Below are 20619 nucleotides of genomic sequence, written 5' to 3' on the forward strand. Positions count from 1 at the left end.
GGTATTTACAACATATGATCTTACAGAGAAGCAACCTAAAAGTAAAGCATTTGAAACTAGCTTGAGCGAATCTCACCAACTTTATGCCCTCAAACGGTCGAACGGACAAACGATAGAACTATACCCAAGTTAAAAGGTGAATAAAACCATACACAAGTTCAAGATGATTTGATTGGTGGAAAGTTAGATAAACGATTCGGGTAAAATATGCTATGATCATCCCAACGAAATTTTCCAATCGATTCAATTGACTTCTAAGAAACAAAAGGGAAGTGTGAACATTTGCATACATCGAAACAAAAACCTGTCATGATCTTAATACACGAAATATACGGAATAAATGATCATATGAAGAGTATGATCCATTATTTCGACAAAGCTGGATTTGAGGTTTATTGTCCTCATTTATTGGGACAGGCGAAGCACTTCCCTTATGTCAGTGAAAATGAGGCTTACGACTACTTTATGAATAAAGTTGGTTTTGATAAGCCGGTAAAGAGTGTACTGAATCTGGCAAAAGAGTTAAAGACGAAGAATGCCGCGATAGATATATTTCTGCTAGGTTTTAGTGTGGGGGCAACAATTGCCTGGCGATGCAGCCAAAATGATCAGCTGTTTAGAGGAGTTATTGGATTTTATGGTTCAAGGATCAGAGATGACGTCGATCTTGCGCCCGCCTGCAAAACGCTGTTATTTTTCCCGGAGATCGAAGCATCCTTTCATCCCAGGGAGATTGCGAGTGTTTTGGAGAAAAAGAAAAAGCTTTGCGTGACAATAGTAGAGGGAGAGCATGGATTCGCCAATCCTTATTCTGCGGCTTTTCACGCTGAATCTAAAAATCGCTGCTTTCAGGAAATAGATGAATTTATCAAAGTGTGTTTGCTAAAAGCAGAATGACTTGTGACAAAAGTGATCATAAGAACTGTCTAAAATGAGACTCGAAAAGAATGAAACGAAACCAGTGTGCAACGATAAAGTTTCATGCTGGTTTTTTTGTGCAATATTTTAGATATATGGCATCCTATCAAATGGTTTGATCCACCACATAGTTGTGCGAACATTACTAAAATAAAGACTTTGAGACAGTGACCATAGAAGGAAGCATATTTATTATAAAAGATGTATAATTAGTAGGTTGTTTTGAAAATGGAATGAATCACATGGAGACATGTTTTGATAACAGAGCATCTTAGAAGAAGGAGGGCATCATTGTGGATGTTGGACAAAATCAGCCTGAACAATTGAAAAGGGCGATGACCTCCCGCCATTTATTTATGATTTCACTTGGCGGTGTCATTGGGACAGGCTTTTTCTTAGGAACGGGCTATACGATTGGACAAGCAGGACCGGTCGGAGCCGTTCTTTCATATATTGTGGGCGGATTGATCATGTATTTAACCATGCTGTGTCTTGGGGAGCTGTCTGTTGCACTTCCTGTGTCGGGGTCGTTTCATACGTATGCGACGAAATTTGTCAGCCCGGCAGCGGGTTTTGCTGTTGGCTGGATTTATTGGCTCGGCTGGGCGGCAACGGTCGCCCTTGAGTTCTTATCAGCAGGACAGCTGATGAGGCGCTGGCTCCCGCAGGTGGATGTATGGATTTGGTGTCTCATATTCGGACTCTGTCTTTTCTTATTAAATGCCCGGTCAGCGAAAGCGTTCGGGGAGTCGGAGTTTTTCTTTTCTACCATTAAGATTATTGCGATTTTACTCTTTATTGGCGTAGGCGGAGCGGCGATGTTTGGGTTTATTGATACAACGAGCGGTGAACCCGCGCCTTACTTCAGTCATTTTGTGAATGATGGGCTGTTTCCAAATGGCCTGCTTGCCGTTGTGGTCACGATGATCACGGTGAATTTTTCGTTTCAAGGAACAGAGCTGATCGGGATTGCGGCAGGAGAAAGTGAAAACCCTGAGAAAACCGTTCCCCGTTCGATCCATCAGACCGTATGGCGTACACTTGTCTTTTTCGTCTTATCTATTTTTGTCTTAGCCGGTATGGTGCCTTGGAAGGAAGCCAGTGTGCTGCAAAGCCCATTTGTTACTGTGTTTGAGAGAACGGGCATTCCTTTTGCGGCAGACATCATGAACTTTGTCATTATCATTGCTTTATTATCTGTTGCGAACTCTGGCTTGTATGCATCAACGAGAATGCTGTATTCCTTATCGAAGGAAGGAATGGCAGGAAAAGCATTTAGACGCGTCAATCAGCGCGGTATTCCGATGAATGCCTTACTGCTCACCTTCCTATTTACAGGGATTTCGCTGTTATCCGGCTTCTTTGCAGAGAAAACGGTATTTGCCTGGATCGTGTCCATTGCCGGCATGAGTGCCCAGACAGGCTGGATCACGATTACATTATCGCAGCTGCTTTTCCGTAGAAAATACTTGAAAGCAGGCGGAAAGCTGGAAAACTTAAAATTTAAAACGCCTCTTTATCCTGTGCTGCCGATCATTGCAATTACACTGAATACCATCGTATTGGTCAGTCTTGCCTTTGATCAAGAGCAGCGCATCGGGCTATATGTCGGCGTACCGCTTATGATCATTGGATATGTTGTCTATCACCGCTATGTGAAAAAGCATCAGGCACAAAGTGAGCCGCTGAAGCTGCAAATCAATGGAGATGACGAGATCCGGTTTTAAACCATCAAAAAGAAGCCAACCCAATCGGGAGGCTTCTTTTTTTGATTCAATGAACGCCTTTCATCGCTTTCTTAATCACTGGTGTCAGTAATAGCATCACACCGCATAAAACGATGGCAAGGAATCCGATGATACCGAAATAAACGGTTTCCGGCACTTTATCAAACAGTTTGACTACTTGCGCATTGATCGCCTGTGCCATCGCATTTGAAAGGAACCAAAGGCTCATCGTTTGTGCTGAGAAGGCAGCAGGTGCCAGCTTTGTTGTCGCTGACAGTCCAACTGGTGATAAGCAGAGCTCTCCGATCACGACGAGGAAGAAGCTCAGAACGAGCCATAATGGGCTCACAAGTGTGTTCGGACCAGACATGTATGCAGGAATGATCATGATGATGAAGGATAATCCTGCAAACAGAAGGCCGAGTGAGAACTTAATCGGGGTAGACGGCTGTTTCTTGCCAAGTCTGACCCATAACCAAGCAAACACTGGAGACAGCAGCACAATAAAGATCGGGTTCAATGATTGGAACCACGAAGAGGCTAGTGTCATCCCAAGGAAATTCAAGTTTGTTCGTTGATCTGCATATGTCGCTAAAATGTTTGAACCTTGTTCTTGAATCGCCCAGAACATCACCGCAGCAAGGAACAATGGAATATAAGCGAGAACTCTGGATCGCTCTACTTCGCTCGTCTTTTTACTGAAGTACATGATAATGAAATAAACAATCGGAATGAGCACACCAAGAACACTGACAAACCAAGTGAATAGATTAATCGTGAGTGCGCCTGTTTGAATGCCAATGACAGCAAAAACTGCGAGCAAGATCACAACCAATGATCCGTAAATTTTGAAGTTCTTACGTTCGGCAGCTGATAATGGATTTGTCACATAAGTGCCGGCAAGACCAAGGTTCGGTTTTTTTGTGACCACAAATGTAATGAGTCCAACAAGCATCCCGACGGCAGCAAGTGAGAACCCGAGGTGGAAATTCACTTTTTGACCGAGTGTTCCGACAATTAATGGGGAGATAAAGCCACCCATGTTGATCCCCATGTAGAAAATACTAAATCCAGAGTCCCTACGTGGATCTGTTTTTGTATACAGGTCGCCAACAATGTTTGAAACGTTTGGCTTAAGAAGACCTGTCCCAATAATAATCAGTCCCATACTAATAAAGAGCGCTGTTGCTCCACTTGGCAAAGCCAAAATCACGTGGCCAAGCATAATGAAAACTCCGCCATAAAACACCGTACTGGACGAACCAAATACCCGGTCGGCGAGCCATCCGCCAATAACTCCTGACATATAGACAAGCGCACCGTAGACAGACATGATCGAATTGGCTGTCGTCTGGTCAAAGCCTAGACCGCCTTTTGTCACCTCTGTGTACATATAATAAATAAGCAGTGCACGCATGCCATAATAGGAGAAACGCTCCCAAAATTCAGTGAAAAACAGCGTGTAAAGTCCTTTAGGATGTCCAAAAAACCCTTTTTGAGGAACACTTTTAACAATTTTATCGTGGTCAATTGTAGACATGGCATAGATCCTTTCTTAAAAAAAGAGATATGAGAAAAATGATATTCTTGTATAGTTCTTGTGTCAATATAAAACTATTCTAAAACAGGAAAATGTTAGTTCAATAGGCGTAAAGACTCAAAAAATGAAAAATTCATTGAAGTAAAAATTATCGGAAAGTTATTCCGGAAGAATTTATTTAAAATTTGAAGCAATGTACAAGCAAACCTTTGACACATGCATAGGATGACGAGAGAACATGTGTGAAAAGGAGTGATTTAGGTTGGGGGAATTGAATGAAGCTGATCTAAAAAAACCTGTTGTCAATGTACTAGATTTTGGCGTAATTGCTGACGGGAAAACGGATTGCACAGCTAAGCTCAATGAATGTTTAGAGTGGACAAAAGCACAGGGGTATTCCCATGTCTGGCTGCCGAGCGGCACGTATTTAATCGATGCGGTGTACAGAGGTGATTCATTTTTTCCTTTTCGAGGTGCGGGTATACGGGTGCTAAGTCATATATGCATTGAGATGGCGTCAGACGCTGTGATAAAGGTAAAACCAAATGATTCATGGGGGTATGCAGCCTTTTATATAGGAAAGGTTCAGCATGTGACCATCCGAGGCGGGCGTATTGAAGGGGATCGTCATGAGCATGTATACAAGCCGCTCCCCGCTGAACGAAGAACCCATGAATGGGGCTTTGGGATATGTATTGAAGGTGCCTCACATGTGGAGGTGAATCATGTCCAAATAAAAAATTGTACGGGAGACGGCATCATTGTCAGTCCCCATGGTTTATTGACAGAGGGTGAACCTTACTCTCCTGCTTCATCTATTGATATTTCTGGCTGCACCATCACAGATTCGAGACGCAACAATATTTCGATTACAGGCTGTGATGGGGTTATTGTGGAGGATTGTCTCTTGGAAAGAGCAGGAGTAAATGGGGTCGAGCCAAGAATGGGCATTGATATTGAAGGCTATGGAGAAAATGCCGTTAATATGGAGGAGCCTCTGAATATTCAGATTCGCAACAACATCGTCAGAGGAGGTGCTGCAAGCTCCATCTATAACTTTAACGGCTATGGTGTGATCATTGAAGGCAATCATACAGATAGCAGTATCTCCTATGGCTTCTCCACCGAAACGATCATTGCCAACAATTTGATTCGTGCAGTAGGAGGAGGTGTGACAAAAGCAGGGATTACGAGCTTAGGCGTCTCACTTGGCCAAACGGAAAACAATGTAATGATTATTGGCAATATGATTGAGGGGTTTGAAAAAGGAATTGATGTGAGAGGAGACAGCGTTCACATTACAGGCAATAAGATTAGTCTTTTTGAAGATGCGGCTGTGTCCGTTTATATGGCGAATCGTATTCTAATAGAAGGAAACCATATTGAATCAGGAACGAATACCGGAAAAAGAAGCGCCTCGCTGCGTATCTATCAATCGGATAGTGTCGTCTTTTCAAACAATACGGTCTACTCTGTTATCGATGCGGCCGTGGTGAGAGGAACGAATATCCTGATCCAGCACAATCAATTCAAAGAATTCAGCAGAGGAATCTGGGTGCAGGAAGGGGAAGCTGGGCTCAACGGCAACCACTTTATTCAAGAAGGACACCCGGAGCTTGGGTCTTCGTATACGATCAGTGTCACTGGAAATGCAAAGGCTTTCATTTGGCATAATCGCTTTAAGCACTATCAAAACTACGCTGTATACAGCAGCACGACGGGGGCATTAGAGATTAAAGATAATTCCTTTGAAGAAACATCCTTATATGTGGTGATGTATATTAAAAATGGTTCACCACAAATTGGAGATAACCGTTTCTATTTAAATCGATCGATTGGACAGCCGACGGCGATCTTTATTGACCAGGCCGCCTCAGCCCGTGTGCTGCGCAATAACATCATCAATATTTCTCCTCAAAAAGCAATTGCCGTCCGCACCGCCAATTCCACTCATTCTGTCATCGCTCACAACATGCTGGAGCGTAGTCAACTGGTGACACATACCACAGACAGGCTCATCGGAAATATTGAGATTGATACACCGTCATGAGTGTTTGAAATCCCTTATTTTGGAGGTTCAGAAGGCGGTTGACAATCCTGTAAAAAGGGCATATAGTAATAATTATTTTTCATTTTTCGCAACATTTGCCCTTTTTTTTATTAATAAAACCGATTAATTCAATCAGAAAAATGTATCTAAGGACTTCGGTTTGATACATTTAGGATATAGAAAGGATGAAGAACAAGTGTCACAGCCGAAAAGGAAGCTCAAGCTAGGCGTATTCATCGCAGGAACTGGACATCACGTTGCCTCTTGGAGACATCCGAATGCAGTACCAGACGCAGCCATGAATCTAGATTATTTTAAACAATTAGCGAAAAAGGCAGAGGAAGGAAAGCTGGATTTGCTCTTTTTAGCCGACAGTTTATCCATTAATCAAACCTCTCATCCGAACGTATTAACAAGATTTGAACCGCTCACGCTGCTTTCATCTATTGCTGAGTCTACTTCAACCATTGGTTTAGCAGCAACAGCTTCTACTACATACAGTGAGCCTTTCCATATTGCAAGGCAGTTTGCCTCCCTTGATCATTTATCAGGCGGAAGAGCGGCATGGAATGTGGTCACATCTTCTATTGAAGAAACAGCGAAAAATTTTAGCGGAGAAGAGCATTTAGCACACCATAAACGATATGAGCGGGCAGAAGAGTTCGTCGAGGTCGTCAAAGGTCTCTGGGATTCTTGGGAGGAAGACGCCCTTGTCAGAAACAAGGAAACGGGAGAATTCTTCGAATCTAGTAAGCTTCATGAGCTCCAGCACAAAGGTGAGTTCTTCTCAGTAAGAGGTCCTCTCAACGTATCACGCACGCCGCAAGGGCAGCCCGTGATCATTCAAGCAGGATCTTCTGAAGATGGCCAAAAGCTTGCAGCAAAAACAGCAGAGCTCATTTTCACTGCACAAAACGATCTCGACAAAGCGAAGGAATTTTATCAAAGCTTGAAGGGGAAAGTAGAGGCTGCTGGCCGTGCTAGAGAGGACGTCAGCATCATGCCGGGTATCTTTCCGATCATTGCTGATACAGAGGAAGAAGCCCAAGCGAAATATGAAGAATTACAGGAGCTGATTGTTCCTGAGATTGGACTGAGCATTCTGCAAAATTACTTAGGCGGGATTGATCTGTCTCAGTATCCTTTAGACGGACCGCTTCCAGAGATTGATCCGAGCACGTCAAATGCGGTGAAAAGCCGTTTTGATCTCGTGATGAATATGGCGAGAAAGGATAACCTGACCATTCGCCAGCTCTATCAATCGGTTGCCGGCTCACGCGGTCATAATATTTTCATTGGAACGCCGCAGCAGCTGGCAGATGTGATGGAAACATGGCTTCGTGAAGAAGCAGCAGACGGCTTTAATGTCATGCCGCCGCTCTTGCCAGAAGGGCTGGATGTGTTCGTAGACCGCGTCGTCCCAATCCTTCAGGAGCGAGGCTTATTCAAAACTGATTACACAGGACAAACCTTACGAGAAAATCTTGGATTAACAGAGCCAAAAAATCGCTACACGATATAAGGGTGAGGTGACTAACGTTGGGATACACGTTTCGTCTGGCAACAGAGGCAGATATAGAGGCGCTGCTTGAACTGACAACAAGAGCATACGAGCCAATTCGTGAGCTCGGCATCCAGTTCCAAGCAGCACATGCTGATTTCGCTCTCGTTCAGAAAAATGTACAAAAGAATCTTTGCTATGTGATGGAAGAAAACGGAGAGCTTCTATCCACCTTATCACTCCGTATGCCTTGGGGAGAGCAGCCAGGACCGTTCGGCGTCCCTCATATCTGGTGGTTTGCCTCAGAACCAGCCGCCAAAAAAGGCACAGGCTCAGCCTTGCTGGAATGGGTGGAAACCGAAGTGCTAAGGGATACACTGAAGGTGCCGTACGTGTCGCTCGGTACAGCTGATAAGCATCCATGGCTGATAGAGATGTATGAGCGTAAAGGCTATGTCAGAGCAGGAGAAAAAGATTTAGGCAAAGGTCATATCACGGTTTATTTCAAAAAACAATTAAGATCAGATATCACACAACCATAAGAGGAAGAAGGGTATACAAACATGAAAAACAAAAAGTGGCTAGTCGTTCTATTTGCAGCAATGCTGGCAGTTTTAGCAGCTTGCGGCGGCAATCAGAGTGAAGGCAAAGACGAAAAAGTGTTAAAAGTAGGCGCTACAGGACAAAGCTATCCGTTTGCTTATAAAGACAATGGCAAGCTTGTCGGATTCGATGTTGAAGTAACAGAAGCCATTGCGAAAAAGCTTGGCTACAAACTAGACTGGCAGCTGAGTGAATTCAGCGGACTGATGGGACAGCTGACGTCTGGTAAGCTCGATACAGTGTCAAACCAAGTTGCCATCACAGACGAGCGTAAACAAACATTTAACTTTACAGATACGTACGCTTACGCAGGAACACAAATCATCGTGAAAAAAGACAACAACGACATCAAAGGTCTTGACGATTTAAAAGGAAAAACAGTGGCGGCGGTTCTTGGCTCTAACCATGCTAAAAACTTAGAGAGCAAAGACCCGGACAAGAAAATTAAGATTAAAACATATGAAACGCAAGACGGCGTATTAAATGAAGTGGCAAATGGCCGCGTAGATGCTTATGTCAACGGACGAAGTGTATTACTTGCTCAAATTGAAAAAACAGGTCTGCCGCTGAAAATCGTAGGCAACCCAATTGTATATGAAGAAGTAGGCTACCCATTTGCGAAAGATAAAAAGCATGACAAACTAAGAGAAGAATTTAACAAAGCCATCAAAGAATTAAGAGAAGACGGGACACTTAAGAAATTGTCTGAGAAATACTTCAAAGACGATGTCACAGTGCCAATTAAAAAATAAAGACAGCGGCGGTGAAGAGCAGACATGAACAAAATTGATTGGCAGTATATGGTGACGGTGTTTCCGACATTGCTTCAATACTTGCCGATAACGATCTTCATGGCGATTGTCTCCATGGTATTTGCCATTATTATTGGTGTGGTATTCGCTCTCATTACGAAAAACCGGATACCTGTTTTATACCAATTTGCCAAGCTGTATATTTCTTTCTTCAGAGCGGTTCCAACCTTGGTTCAGCTCTTTCTCATTTATTTTGGTCTCCCGCAGCTATTCCCTGCGATGACCTCAATGGATGCTTTAACAGCGGTCATTATCGGATTAAGTATTAAAAACTCGGCATACTTAGCAGAAATTTTCAGAGCAGCTCTGAACTCAGTGGATGAAGGGCAGCTGGAGGCATGCTTATCTGTCGGTATGACAAGATGGCAGTCTTACGTTAGAATTATTTTCCCGCAGGCCATCAGAAATGCAATTCCAGCGACGGGGAATACCTTTATCGGTCTTTTAAAAGAAACATCTCTTGCCTTTACGATTGGTGTGGCAGAAATGTTTGCACAAGGGAAGATGATTGCATCGGCGAACTATAAATACTTTGAAACCTATTTAGCCGTAGGGATCGTGTATTGGGTGATGACGATCATTTATAGCTTCCTGCAGGACCTGTTTGAACGAAAAATCAGCAAACCTTACCGGAATTAAGGAGGTGTGGACATGATCAAGCTCACCAATTTGAAGAAATCATTCGGCGACCTTGTCGTCTTAGACGGAATCAATCTCGACGTGAAAAAAGGGCAGGTTGTGGCCATTATCGGACCTTCTGGCTCCGGTAAATCCACTTTGTTGCGCTGTTTAAATTTATTAGAAACGCCTGATGAAGGCACGATTGAAATTGGCGATGCGAGGCTCGATGCGTCCAAATATTCACGTAAAGAAGCCCATCACCTGCGTCAACAAACGGCCATGGTGTTTCAAAACTATAATTTATTTAAAAACAAGACAGCACTGCAAAACATAACAGAATCATTGCTTGTGACGAAAAAAATGACGAAGCAGCAGGCGAATGAAATCGGTATGAAACTGCTGAAGCAGGTAGGGTTAGAACAAAAGGCTGACAGCTATCCAGTCACGTTATCTGGCGGACAGCAGCAGCGAATTGGGATTGCCCGCGCGTTAGCGGTTGATCCACATGCGATTTTGCTGGATGAACCAACGTCTGCGCTTGACCCAGAGCTTGTCTCAGGTGTGCTTCAAGTCATTAAATCCATTGCGATCCAAGAAACAACGATGATCATCGTCACACATGAAATGGCGTTTGCAAGAGAAGTGGCAGACCATGTGATTTTCATGGCGGATGGTCATATTATCGAGCAGGGGACGCCAACTGAGCTATTTGATGAAACGAAGAATGAACGGACGAAACGATTTATCCAAAAAGAAGCAGCGGCTGAAGAAGCATAAGCTGCTTTTTATTCTTTAGAGGGGTGAGTGTCTAGTGAAATCAATAGGAAATGAAGATTTAAACAAACGTTTGATTCATATTCGCCGAGCGCTTCATGAGCATCCAGAGCTGGCGTTTGAAGAATATGAAACGACAAAGAAACTGCGCCGCTGGTTAGAAGAGGAAGGGATCACTGTACTTGATATCCCAGCACTTCAAACAGGTGTTGTCTGTGAAATCAAAGGAGAACAAGAAGGGCCGACAATTGCTTTGAGAGCCGATATTGATGCACTTCCGATTGAAGAGGCATCTGGCGAACCATTTTCTTCAAAGCTACCGGGTAAAATGCATGCATGCGGTCATGATTTCCATACAGCTTCTATTTTTGGTGCGGCTCTTTTATTAAAAGAGCGGAAACACGAGATCAAAGGAACGGTCCGTATTTTGTTCCAGCCGGCTGAGGAAGTTGCTCAAGGGGCGAAACACGTCATAGAGGCAGGCGTTTTAGATGGAGTCGATGCAATTTTCGGTATGCACAACAAACCTGACCTGCCAGTTGGCACGATTGGCATTAGAGAAAAAGCATTGATGGCGAGTGTGGACCGGTTTGAAATCGATATTAAAGGAGCGGGTGGCCACGCCGGTATTCCAAATCACACGGTAGACCCCATTGCCATCAGCGGGCAGATCACAAGCGCCCTTCAGCAAATCGTCAGCCGCCGCATCAGCTCCTTGCATCATGCGGTTGTCAGTATCACACGTATCCAAGGCGGTACATCATGGAATGTCATACCCGACCGTGTTGAGATGGAAGGAACCGTTCGGACGTTTGAGCCTGAAGTAAGAGCGATGATTCCGGAGCTTATGAAACAAATCGTCAGCGGAATTGCAGAAGGATTTGGAGCAGAGGCTGAAGTAAGATGGCATCCTTATTTGCCATCTGTCATGAATGATGAGCGTCTGACAAAGGTGGTTGAAGAAACGGCTGGTTCGCTTGACTTACATGTCGTGCAGGCAGAGCAGTCACCGGGCGGAGAAGATTTTGCCCTTTATCAGGAACGCATTCCAGGATTTTTTGTATGGATGGGGACTAGTGGTACGAGGGAGTGGCATCACCCTGCGTTTACATTAAATGAAGACGCACTTCCAGTTTCCGCTGCTTTCTTTGCTGAGCTTGCCGTTCGGGCATTGGAGTCTCGATCATGGAATTAACAAAACAACTGGCAGAAGCAGTGCTTTCTGCTGATCCGCTTCAAGATGAACGGGCCATTCAAATGGCGAGAAATGCACTGTTAGACGCTGCGGCATCAGCGCTTGCTGCGAAAGAGGATGAAGGGATTCAGAAGCTGATGCAACTTGTTGAACAGGAAGGCGGAACCGCTCAGATTCCTGTCATTGGACAAGGAAAGAAGGTGAGCCGCCAATCCGCAGCGATGCTGAACGGCTACCTCATCCATGCCCTTGATTATGATGATGTGCACTCAGATGTGAGAGGACATCCAAGTGCGGTCATCATTCCGGCGCTGCTATCACAGCTGACAGACGGCAAAGGGTATGGCGAGCGGTTTTTAGCTGCCTATATCACTGGTGTTGAAGTGATGGCAAGACTTGGCGAATCCATCGGCAAGGCGCATTATGAGCGGGGCTGGCATAATACAGGAACACTCGGAGCCATTGCGGCAGTATGCGCGATTGGTTATTTGAAACAAGTCACACGAGAAGAACTGATGAAAGCAATCGGCTTTGCCGGAGCGCAATCAGCCGGAATGCGGAAGCAATTTGGCTCTGATATGAAACCATTACAAGCCGGCTTAGCTGCTAAAACAGCCGTTTGGTCTATGGACTTAGCTTGTTCAGGTTTTGGCGGGAATGACTCGGTTCTTGATGGCGCACTTGGTTTCTTTTCACTCTATGGAGATCTTGAACTTGCGGAAAGCCGTTTACTAGAGGGCTATGGTTCTACATGGCGTATCGTTTCACCGGGGCTGTGGTTCAAAGTATATCCATTCTGCTCAGCAGCCCACCATGCAGCAGATGCGATCCAATCTTTAACGAAAGAGCGGGCTTTCTTGCCGGAGCAGGTGAAACAGGTCGATGTCATATTCCCGCCAGGCGGAGATGCAGCGCTTATTGAGCAGACACCTTTGACTGGAGAAGAAGGACGTTTCAGTGTCGAATACGTCATCGCACTGGCAGTGTTTGGACAGACGCTTACGCTGGATGCCTTTACGAAAAAAACCATTCCATCAGACATGCGGACATGGATGAAGCGGGTAAGCAGAGGATATGATCAAACGATTGTACCTCATTCCGATGCTGTTCCAAAAGGCCGCTTTACGATTGTGAAGCTCACCTTATCTGACGGCACCACCATCAGCAAACGTGTTGATGTTCCGCAGGGAGCACCCGGACACGCGCTATCGACAGATGATATCATGAAAAAATTAAACAGTGTGACAGACGATTCTCATGCCCAGCTTATGCGGCAGGCAGTAGAAGAGGGGAACGCTTCTTCCTTTTTGCAGCTTTTGGTATGATCACGAATGAGGCTCATCCATCGGGATGAGCCTCAGCATGTAGACAAACCCTCGCATTCGTTGTCAGTCCTGCGTGCCGGTGCTCACGAATGTTTCATTCGCTCCGCTCCGGTACTCGTCCTTCCTAGACTGCAAAGGTTTTCTATCACGCTGAAAAGAAGACAAAGAGCTAAAATAGAGATCATTTTAGCTCTTTGTCAATCATCTGAGGCTCATCCATTGAGATGAGCCTTTCTTTATGGAGTCACAAAATCACAACTTATTCATTCTTGGTAAACGTCAATCCAATATGAGCAAGTGCCTGTGGTAAGTCTTTCCGGATGGTGATGTCTTTAAACGATATATTGGATTGAATCGCACTTAAAGCAAGGTCTTGCTTAATGCCCGTTAAAACTGCCGAAATTCCTAAAAGTCTCAGTGTTTGTGCATAGCTGACCAAATATTGAATGCTTTGTTCATTCAGGCTTTTTGTTCCCGATACATCAATGACCAAATGAGAGAGCGACAGCCTGTAGCTTTCCTGTAAAATGGTTTCCAAAATATGCTGAGCACGTGTCTCTTCGATATCACCAAGCAGAGGAAGCACGGCGACACCATCAACAACAGGTACGATCGGTACAGACAATTGCTTAATCTGCCGGTTAGCACGGTCTAGTTCGAGAACGTAGCTTAATAAAGAAGCCATCGTTTCAAACATATACACATGCTCTTCTGTGAACTGCTTCGGTCTCAAATCAAGTCCGCAAATCGTCCCGTAGTTCGTCCCATCTGTAAAATCAATGGGAACCCCAATAAACGAGCCGCTTTGAAGGTGTTTCGTGACCTCTAAGTATTTAGAACGGTCATCCCTCGAAATGTCAGGGATCACAAGTGTATCCTGATGATCGACCGCCAGCTTGCAAAATGTTTTTTCATAAGGAAGTTCTTCTCCTTCTTCAAGAAGCTGCTCGTCATGATTTAGCACCTTTACAATCTGATTGGTGTTTTGATCATTTTTAGCAATAAACAGTGTATTCACATCAATGAATTGACTCATCATGTTTAAAATACTAGTAGAAGCATCATGAAAATTGCGAAACTGTTTTAATAGTTGTTGACGAGGCATTGTTTTAGGACTCCTTGTAGCTCCGAACATAGGCCGGAACGTGTAGTTGATGTGTCTCTATCATACAAAATCAAATAAGAAATAGATACACTTTAATGCGCAAAAACACTCTGATCGTCGAGATGAAAAAGACTGCCGATCCAAAGATCTGGCAGTCTGCTGATTAAAGAGAGACAGGGACAGTAGACATGGAGAAAAATTCCTCATACAAGGCTTGGACAGCTTCTTTTTCTTGCGCCGCTTTGACGCCAAACATCATGCTGACCTCTGAAGAGCCTTGATTGATCATTTCAATATTGACCTTCGCTTTTGACAGCGCCTTTGCCGCTCTTGCTGTTGTGCCAACATTATGACGCATCGCTTCTCCTACAACCATAATCAGCGAGAGATTTCGCTCTAAAACGACCTCATCTGCATCAAGCACGAGCTTCAAGCGGTCTAGCAGCTCCTCTTCAATATGCTGCTCCTCCAGCTGATCCTGCCGTAAAATAATGGTCATATCATCAATGCCAGAAGGTACGTGCTCATACGTAAGCCCGTATTCCTCTAATGTTTGCAGCACCTTACGTCCAAAACCGACTTCTCTGTTCATCAAATATTTACTAATGTAAATGCTGCAAAATCCATTGTCTGAGGCGATTCCAACAACAGGTCCATTTGTATGGTCCCGCTGATTTACGATTTTTGTCCCTTTTGCCGACGGGTTGTTGGTGTTTTTAATCTGAACTGGAATACCTGCACGGAAGGCAGGAATAAGTGCTTCATCATGGAACACAGAAAAACCAGCATAGGACAGCTCGCGCATTTCCCGGTATGTCAGCTCTGTAATCTCTTTCGGTTCATGAACAATCGTTGGATTGACGGCATAGACAGCATCGACATCTGTAAAGTTTTCATATACATCTGCCTTCAAACCGTTCGCCAAAATGGAGCCGGTAATATCGGAGCCGCTTCGCGAAAAGGTGACGATGTCTCCCGCGAGACTAAAGCCGAAAAAGCCAGGGAATATAATAATGCCAGAGCGCTCTCTTAATTTGTACAAATGATCATAAGACTCCGGCAGAACTTGCGCTTGGCCAGGCTCATCGCTCACAAACAAACCAGCTTCCTTTGGATTCACATAATGAGCTTCAACACCCTGGTGGCGGAAATAGGCGGCAATGAGCTTAGCGTTATTGTCTTCACCGCTTGCTTTAATGGCATCAAGATAGCACTCAGGGCGGGATGAATCAGCCTGTAATAATGTGTCTAGATCTTGCCTGATGGTATCGATAATGTCTTGACCTAATCCGAGTTCATCCGCTATTGAGGCATACCTCTCGATGACTGCTTCCTTTAAATCATGTGCTTCGCCTAAACGTAAATATTGTTCGCCGCAGCTAATTAATAGATCGGTGACCTTCGTATCCGTTGAATGCCGTTTTCCTGGTGCGGAAACAACGACTGCTTTTCGAGCTGGATCTGCTGTTACAATGTCAAATACCTTTTGCAGCTGCTTGCCAGATGCAAGTGAACTGCCACCAAATTTAACGACCTTCAATGCATACATCTCCTATAGTAAAAATTTTCTCACAAATTGAATAGTTCCTATTATCAACTCTTTTCCTTAAATTATCAAGGTTTTTCTTTACTAGAAATACAAATGTGTTTTCAGAGAGGACGATATTGTATGAGTATATGAAAAAAGAGCCGGCCATATGCCGAGCTCTTTTTCTTATGAAGAAGACGAGGAGGAAGATAGCTCCTGCTTCATCACTTTATTCTCACGTTTTTTTTCCTTTAAGAAAAAAGAGAGGACGAGTCCAATGACCGCAATCAGACCAGAAATGAAGAATGACGTATTCATTCCATGAACGGCCGATTTTAATGGATTGGCCAATTCTGCATTTGCAGCAGAGGTGCTCATGATGGAAACAAGCACAGCCGTTCCAATGGAACCGCCTATTTGTCTCATCGTGTTATTCATCGCTGTCCCATGAGGGATCAAATGAGGCGGTAAAGAGTTAATACCTGCGGTTGTCAGCGGCATCATGATCATCCCAACCCCAATTAAGCGAAGTGTGTAGGCGACCGTAATGAGGGCGATTGATGAATCAAGGGTGAGCAGCATAAACGGCAGGGTGGTAACGGTGAGTATCGTAAAACCGCCTAATGCCAGCCCTTTTCCGCCGACTTTATCAAAAATCCGTCCGATAATCGGTGACAGGAGTCCCATGAAGAGAGCACCTGGCAGTAAGATAAGCCCTGTATCAAGTGCAGACAGCCCTCTGACATTCTGCGTATAAAGCGGCAGAATCGTCTCTGTACCAATCAATAAAGCAAAGACAAGCATCCCAAGGAAGGTTGTTAAGCTAAAGATCGCAAATTTAAATACACCAAACTCAAGCATCGGTCTTGTTAAGTTCGACTGGCGCAAGATAAAGAAGAACAAGCTCACAGCGCCGACAATCAGCGAAATGAGAACCGTTGCACTCGTCCATCCATATGTGCCGACACTAGAAAATCCGTAAAGCAGCCCGCCGAAACCGAAGGACGACAAGATGACAGATAAGACATCAATACGTGTCTCTCTTTGCTGCGTCACATTTTTCATTAAGAAGAAAGCAAGAATGAGATCAATGATACCGATTGGCAGAACAATATAGAACAAGAACTTCCAGCTGAAGGAGTCAACAATCCAGCCGCCAAGTGTTGGCCCAAGTGCAGGTGCGAACGAAATGACAAGTCCGACCATGCCCATTGCCTGCCCGCGTTTTTCTTTCGGGAAAATGGTTAAAAAGATCGTTTGCATCAGCGGCATTAAAATCCCTGCACCGGCTGCCTGCACGATACGCGCAGCAAGTAACACCGGGAAATTTGTTGCAAATGAAGCAAGAATTGTACCGGCTGTAAAGATGCTAAGTGCCGTTAAAACTAAAGAACGGCTTGAAAATTTCTCAATGAGGAAAGCCGTAATAGGGATGAGAATCCCGTTTGTCAGCATAAAGGCTGTTGTAAGCCACTGTCCTTTGCTGACCTCAATATTGAAATCTTCCATGATATGCGGGATCGCTGGAATGAGAAGCGTTTGGTTTAAAATCGCAACGAATGCCCCAACGAGGAAAATCCCAACAATCACAGATCGATTATACGATGTAGTTGATTGGTTCATGTTATCCCTTCTTTATCTATAAAATGATGCTTTTCAGCTGTGACACGTTTTGTGATAAAACGCTGTTTTTGCCTAAATAATCGAGCAGTGAGCTGACTAAAAAGGTTCTCGGTTCATCCTTTGATAATTCTTGATTGAGCAGCTCATACGCAGAGAGGAGATCGTCTTTTTCTTCTCCGTTTGACAGTGCGTGAAGCTCTTGTTTGATCTTCGTTAAGTACGAGATGACAAGTTTTTCTTCATCATATCCGTCCTGTGAGGAAAACAAATAGGATTCCATCAGCTGATCTGTTAACACAGGCTCAATTGAGCAAGGTTTTTTCGATACACGGTCCATCACACCGATAATCATCTCGGCAGCATTTTCTAATTTGATGTTCTTGTGCTCAATCGCCAGCATTAAGATGAATTCTCTCATTAATCCATTGAGAACAATCACGAGATCCCAGACATAAGGAGCGACGGATTCACCATATGTGCTCAAAATAATGTCTCTGTGCCGCTGCATGATAATGGAGCGTGTCTCCCGTAAGTGTTTAATGACAATAGGCGAATGCTGAGAAAAAGCTTCAAAGGACAGCATGTTCAAAAATTTATGATTCTCTTTAAACTCTTCAAGCTCAAGCTTGATCTTCTTTGTGAATTTTTCCTTTTTGGACAGCGTCGTTTCTGAATGAATGATGCGGGAAATCTCTCTCATTTTGCGCTGATTGTATTTAATCAGTTCTAGTAGAAGAGCTTCCTTTGAATCAAACAGTTTATAAATAGACGCTTTTGATATTTTACAGGCATCGGCAATTGACTGCATGGAGACACTCATATAGCCTTTTTGAGAAAATAATTTCTTTGAAACCCGCAAAATCTCTTCTTGCTTTTCGTTCATCTTCATAAGTCCTTTCCGAATCGGCAAAACCATAGGGTCACAATGGAAACCGAGTGGTCACTTTTGCTATGATAACAAAACCAATGCCCTAAGACAAGAAAATGAACTTAAAAAAATACCCGTCTGCATGACAGGTATTTTATCCTTCCGCATGTGCGACATATATTTTTGTTTTGCCGTGAAGTTCGATGACCAAAATGTCTTCTCTCTCTTTCACAGAGTAAATAGCGGTCCCTTTTTGCAGCCTAGAAGCTGTACCATGTTCAAAATTTTTGGCGGCTGTTTTCTGAATGACACCTACTTGCTGATGTTTTGTGACGTGTAAGGATGTCGTCCAATCTACATTTGTTTCATAGACCGTTCCTTCCCATTGAAATAAATCTGCCTGCTGATCCATAGCTAATAACTCTTCCGCACTAGGTGGTTTTGACTGAGAATATTGGACGGACTGGCAGGCGCAGAGGAAGATCGCGAGAATCATCATCAATAAACTAATCCATATATTATGTTTCAAAATGGGTTCCTTCCCTTCAGACAGTCTCATGAATAATGGACGTTTGTGAAGCCATATCGTTACTTGACTAGTCAGCTTCAGGTGAATGAGATTGTATGTTGGCACAAAATACGATACATTTATTGTATGACGAATCCAAACCATCCAAACAAAGAAGATATGAGACTGATTTCTGTGCTGCACGCATTGGCTGATCCAATCCGGTTAGAAATTGTCCGCTGCTTAGCAGAGGCGGGGGAGAGGACATGCGGCACGTATGAGATGAATATTGCCAAATCCACGCTTTCCCATCACTTCAAAGTGCTGAGGGAGGCAGGCGTCGTGAAAGTGAGAATTGACGGGAAGCACCGTTACTATTCTTTAAGAAAAGAAGACATCGAGACCGCTTTTCCTGGACTCATGTCATCGATTCTAGCTATAGATAAAAAGCGGTGGTAAGCCAGCTGTCTGTGAAGGGCAGCTGGCTGTTTTATTTCCCGAAAATGGCGTCATACAGCCGTTTCACTGCCGGCTGAATATCCTCTTGCTTCATATGTGAGAAGCCGAGGACGAGCGGAACAAAGCCTGGCTGATGCCCCGGCAATTGCTCATCAAGGGTAAAGCGATCCATTCCGTACATTTTCAGCTTTCTTTCTTTCGCTCGCTGTAAAATCTCATGCTGCGTTCGATTTGAGCGAAACTCTGCAATAAAATGAAGCCCGGCATTTTCTCCAATAATCCGCACATTGTCAGCAAAAACCGTATTGAGCTCTTCAATAAGCTGCTTCCGTTTTTCCTCATATAAACCATTCATTCGTTTAATATGCCGTTGATACGCCCCATCTTTTATAAAATGAAGAAGGGTGTATTGTGTAAAAAGATTAGCTGTTTGAATGAAAAAATGCTGTTCCTCCTTATAGCGTCTCAATAAATGCTGAGGCAGCACCATATAGCTTAGCCGCAAGCCGGGCAGCAATGATTTTGAAAAGGTGCCCATATAAATGACTTTGTCATATCGGTCAAGACTTTGCAGCGCCGGAATGCTGTCTGTGCCATATTTAAATTCACTGTCATAATCATCCTCAATGATATAACGGTCTGGCTGATCAGCTGCCCAGTTTAAAAGTTGAATGCGCCGGGAAATCGGCATAATCACCCCTGTTGGAAATTGATGTGAAGGGGTAATGATCAACACATTCGGCTGTTTTTTATGAATGTCGCTCATCCGCACACCTTTTTGGTCAATGCCAATCGTTTCAATTTGGTGATGATTGTTTTTCAGCATTTGATAGAGCCGGCGGTAGCCGGGGTTTTCTAGCCCATATACTTGATCGGCTGGAAGAATGCTTGATAACGAATGGATCAGTGACTGTGTGCCTGCACTTAAAATGAGCTGTTCTGGATAGCATTTGACTCCTCGCGCAAGTCCGATCAGCCGGGCAATCGTTTCCCTCAGCTCATACACACCTTGTGGATGCGGAAGCTCACCGAAGGCATCTTGGTGGAGATGGATCGCCTTTTGTTCACTTTTCAGCCAGCTTTTAAATGGAAAGTTCGCTGTATCGACGGAGATATGTGAAAAGGAATACCAGTCGTCTCGTGCAATCGGTTCTTCCTTTAAATCTACAGGAAGAGAAGAGGGTTTTAGCTGACCAGATTCATGAAACGTTTCTAGTGATTCCACGAAAAACCCTTTGCGTTCAATCGAATATAAATATCCCTCGGCAAGCAGCTGCTGATAGGCGCCATTCACTGAATTAACGCTGACGTTTAATGTATCGGCTAACTCTCGTTTGGACGGTAATTGATCTTGCGGCTGAAGGTTGCGGTTTAAGATTTCCCCTTTAATTTTCATATAAATTTGATGATAAATATATCCGTTTTGCCCTGTTTGATCTAGTTGAATTGTCAGCATCTCATC

At 44.0% G+C, this 20619-nt stretch carries 18 protein-coding genes; 11 read left to right on the forward strand and 7 right to left on the reverse strand.

Annotated features, from left to right (window positions below; translation table 11 throughout):
• Window positions 1-282 precede the first annotated feature (282 nt).
• Both NSU13_RS02050 and NSU13_RS02055 read left to right on the forward strand, forming a co-directional pair.
• Window positions 283-897 carry a dienelactone hydrolase family protein gene (locus NSU13_RS02050; RefSeq protein ID WP_046313885.1) on the forward strand — a complete coding sequence of 205 codons (615 nt, stop codon included), beginning with the start codon at window positions 283-285 and terminating at the stop codon, window positions 895-897.
• Window positions 898-1253: 356 nt separating this feature from the next.
• Window positions 1254-2645, forward strand: a complete 1392-nt coding sequence (locus tag NSU13_RS02055; protein WP_052470343.1) for an amino acid permease — start codon at window positions 1254-1256, stop codon at window positions 2643-2645.
• 46 nt (window positions 2646-2691) lie between these two features.
• On the opposite strand, the gene NSU13_RS02060 is transcribed toward NSU13_RS02055, so the two are convergent.
• Entirely contained in the window at window positions 2692-4185 is a 1494-nt protein-coding gene (locus NSU13_RS02060) for a peptide MFS transporter (protein ID WP_342489803.1), read from the reverse strand.
• A gap of 262 nt (window positions 4186-4447) precedes the next feature.
• On the opposite strand from NSU13_RS02060, the gene NSU13_RS02065 reads away from it, so the two are divergent.
• The 8 genes from NSU13_RS02065 to NSU13_RS02100 all read left to right on the forward strand — a co-directional run bounded on the left by NSU13_RS02065 (window position 4448) and on the right by NSU13_RS02100 (window position 13066).
• Window positions 4448-6235: a right-handed parallel beta-helix repeat-containing protein gene (locus NSU13_RS02065; protein ID WP_342489804.1), complete on the forward strand. Its 1788-nt coding sequence runs from the start codon at window positions 4448-4450 to the stop codon at window positions 6233-6235.
• Between the two features lie 196 nt (window positions 6236-6431).
• Window positions 6432-7757 (forward strand): LLM class flavin-dependent oxidoreductase, encoded by a 1326-nt coding sequence (locus NSU13_RS02070; protein ID WP_065215319.1) that lies wholly within the window; start codon window positions 6432-6434, stop codon window positions 7755-7757.
• A 17-nt stretch (window positions 7758-7774) separates the two neighbouring features.
• Window positions 7775-8278, forward strand: a complete 504-nt coding sequence (locus NSU13_RS02075; protein ID WP_024427303.1) for a GNAT family N-acetyltransferase — start codon at window positions 7775-7777, stop codon at window positions 8276-8278.
• A 21-nt stretch (window positions 8279-8299) separates the two neighbouring features.
• Window positions 8300-9091, forward strand: coding sequence for an amino acid ABC transporter substrate-binding protein (locus tag NSU13_RS02080; protein WP_034283775.1), 792 nt, complete (start codon window positions 8300-8302; stop codon window positions 9089-9091).
• Between the two features lie 24 nt (window positions 9092-9115).
• A complete protein-coding gene (locus NSU13_RS02085; RefSeq protein WP_024427305.1) occupies window positions 9116-9790 on the forward strand; it encodes an amino acid ABC transporter permease in 675 nt (224 codons plus the stop codon).
• Between the two features lie 12 nt (window positions 9791-9802).
• Entirely contained in the window at window positions 9803-10549 is a 747-nt protein-coding gene (locus NSU13_RS02090) for an amino acid ABC transporter ATP-binding protein (protein WP_025093644.1), read from the forward strand.
• Window positions 10550-10583: 34 nt separating this feature from the next.
• Window positions 10584-11741 carry an amidohydrolase gene (locus NSU13_RS02095; RefSeq protein ID WP_342489805.1) on the forward strand — a complete coding sequence of 386 codons (1158 nt, stop codon included), beginning with the start codon at window positions 10584-10586 and terminating at the stop codon, window positions 11739-11741.
• Window positions 11732-13066, forward strand: coding sequence for an MmgE/PrpD family protein (locus tag NSU13_RS02100; protein WP_342489806.1), 1335 nt, complete (start codon window positions 11732-11734; stop codon window positions 13064-13066). The genes NSU13_RS02095 and NSU13_RS02100 overlap by 10 nt, the downstream gene beginning before the upstream one ends.
• 259 nt (window positions 13067-13325) lie before the next feature.
• Here NSU13_RS02100 and NSU13_RS02105 read toward each other — a convergent pair whose 3' ends face one another.
• From NSU13_RS02105 to NSU13_RS02125, 5 genes are all read right to left on the reverse strand, one after another.
• Window positions 13326-14171 carry a GAF domain-containing protein gene (locus NSU13_RS02105; protein WP_034283782.1) on the reverse strand — a complete coding sequence of 282 codons (846 nt, stop codon included), beginning with the start codon at window positions 14169-14171 and terminating at the stop codon, window positions 13326-13328.
• Window positions 14172-14334: 163 nt separating this feature from the next.
• Window positions 14335-15711, reverse strand: coding sequence for an aspartate kinase (locus NSU13_RS02110; RefSeq protein WP_034283784.1), 1377 nt, complete (start codon window positions 15709-15711; stop codon window positions 14335-14337).
• A gap of 174 nt (window positions 15712-15885) precedes the next feature.
• The gene (locus NSU13_RS02115; RefSeq protein ID WP_046313897.1) at window positions 15886-17322 is read right to left on the reverse strand and encodes an MDR family MFS transporter; all 1437 of its coding nucleotides are present in this window, start codon (window positions 17320-17322) and stop codon (window positions 15886-15888) included.
• A gap of 16 nt (window positions 17323-17338) precedes the next feature.
• Window positions 17339-18205 (reverse strand): TetR/AcrR family transcriptional regulator, encoded by an 867-nt coding sequence (locus tag NSU13_RS02120; protein WP_251027254.1) that lies wholly within the window; start codon window positions 18203-18205, stop codon window positions 17339-17341.
• Window positions 18206-18344: 139 nt separating this feature from the next.
• Window positions 18345-18719 (reverse strand): hypothetical protein, encoded by a 375-nt coding sequence (locus NSU13_RS02125; RefSeq protein WP_326136053.1) that lies wholly within the window; start codon window positions 18717-18719, stop codon window positions 18345-18347.
• 126 nt (window positions 18720-18845) lie between these two features.
• Between NSU13_RS02125 and NSU13_RS02130 the strand changes: the two genes are divergently transcribed.
• Window positions 18846-19157: a metalloregulator ArsR/SmtB family transcription factor gene (locus NSU13_RS02130; RefSeq protein ID WP_034283858.1), complete on the forward strand. Its 312-nt coding sequence runs from the start codon at window positions 18846-18848 to the stop codon at window positions 19155-19157.
• Window positions 19158-19188: 31 nt separating this feature from the next.
• Here the strand turns inward: NSU13_RS02130 and NSU13_RS02135 are convergent, their stop codons facing one another.
• Window positions 19189-20613, reverse strand: coding sequence for a PLP-dependent aminotransferase family protein (locus NSU13_RS02135; protein WP_342489807.1), 1425 nt, complete (start codon window positions 20611-20613; stop codon window positions 19189-19191).
• Between the last annotated feature and the right edge of the window lie 6 nt (window positions 20614-20619).

It is taken from the genome of Bacillus sp. FSL M8-0049 (genome assembly GCF_038593355.1).
GTDB lineage: Bacteria > Bacillota > Bacilli > Bacillales > Bacillaceae > Bacillus > Bacillus safensis.

What these genes read in the sequence shown, in the direction of transcription:
- NSU13_RS02100 (WP_342489806.1), top strand. Translation starts at nt 11,732, where the DNA reads ATGGAATTAACAAAACAACTGGCAGAAGCAGTGCTTTCTGCTGATCCG.
- NSU13_RS02115 (WP_046313897.1), bottom strand. Translation starts at nt 17,322, where the DNA reads ATGAACCAATCAACTACATCGTATAATCGATCTGTGATTGTTGGGATT.
- NSU13_RS02085 (WP_024427305.1), top strand. Translation starts at nt 9,116, where the DNA reads ATGAACAAAATTGATTGGCAGTATATGGTGACGGTGTTTCCGACATTG.
- NSU13_RS02080 (WP_034283775.1), top strand. Translation starts at nt 8,300, where the DNA reads ATGAAAAACAAAAAGTGGCTAGTCGTTCTATTTGCAGCAATGCTGGCA.
- NSU13_RS02060 (WP_342489803.1), bottom strand. Translation starts at nt 4,185, where the DNA reads ATGTCTACAATTGACCACGATAAAATTGTTAAAAGTGTTCCTCAAAAA.
- NSU13_RS02090 (WP_025093644.1), top strand. Translation starts at nt 9,803, where the DNA reads ATGATCAAGCTCACCAATTTGAAGAAATCATTCGGCGACCTTGTCGTC.
- NSU13_RS02120 (WP_251027254.1), bottom strand. Translation starts at nt 18,205, where the DNA reads ATGAACGAAAAGCAAGAAGAGATTTTGCGGGTTTCAAAGAAATTATTT.
- NSU13_RS02105 (WP_034283782.1), bottom strand. Translation starts at nt 14,171, where the DNA reads ATGCCTCGTCAACAACTATTAAAACAGTTTCGCAATTTTCATGATGCT.
- NSU13_RS02135 (WP_342489807.1), bottom strand. Translation starts at nt 20,613, where the DNA reads ATGCTGACAATTCAACTAGATCAAACAGGGCAAAACGGATATATTTAT.
- NSU13_RS02130 (WP_034283858.1), top strand. Translation starts at nt 18,846, where the DNA reads ATGACGAATCCAAACCATCCAAACAAAGAAGATATGAGACTGATTTCT.
- NSU13_RS02055 (WP_052470343.1), top strand. Translation starts at nt 1,254, where the DNA reads ATGACCTCCCGCCATTTATTTATGATTTCACTTGGCGGTGTCATTGGG.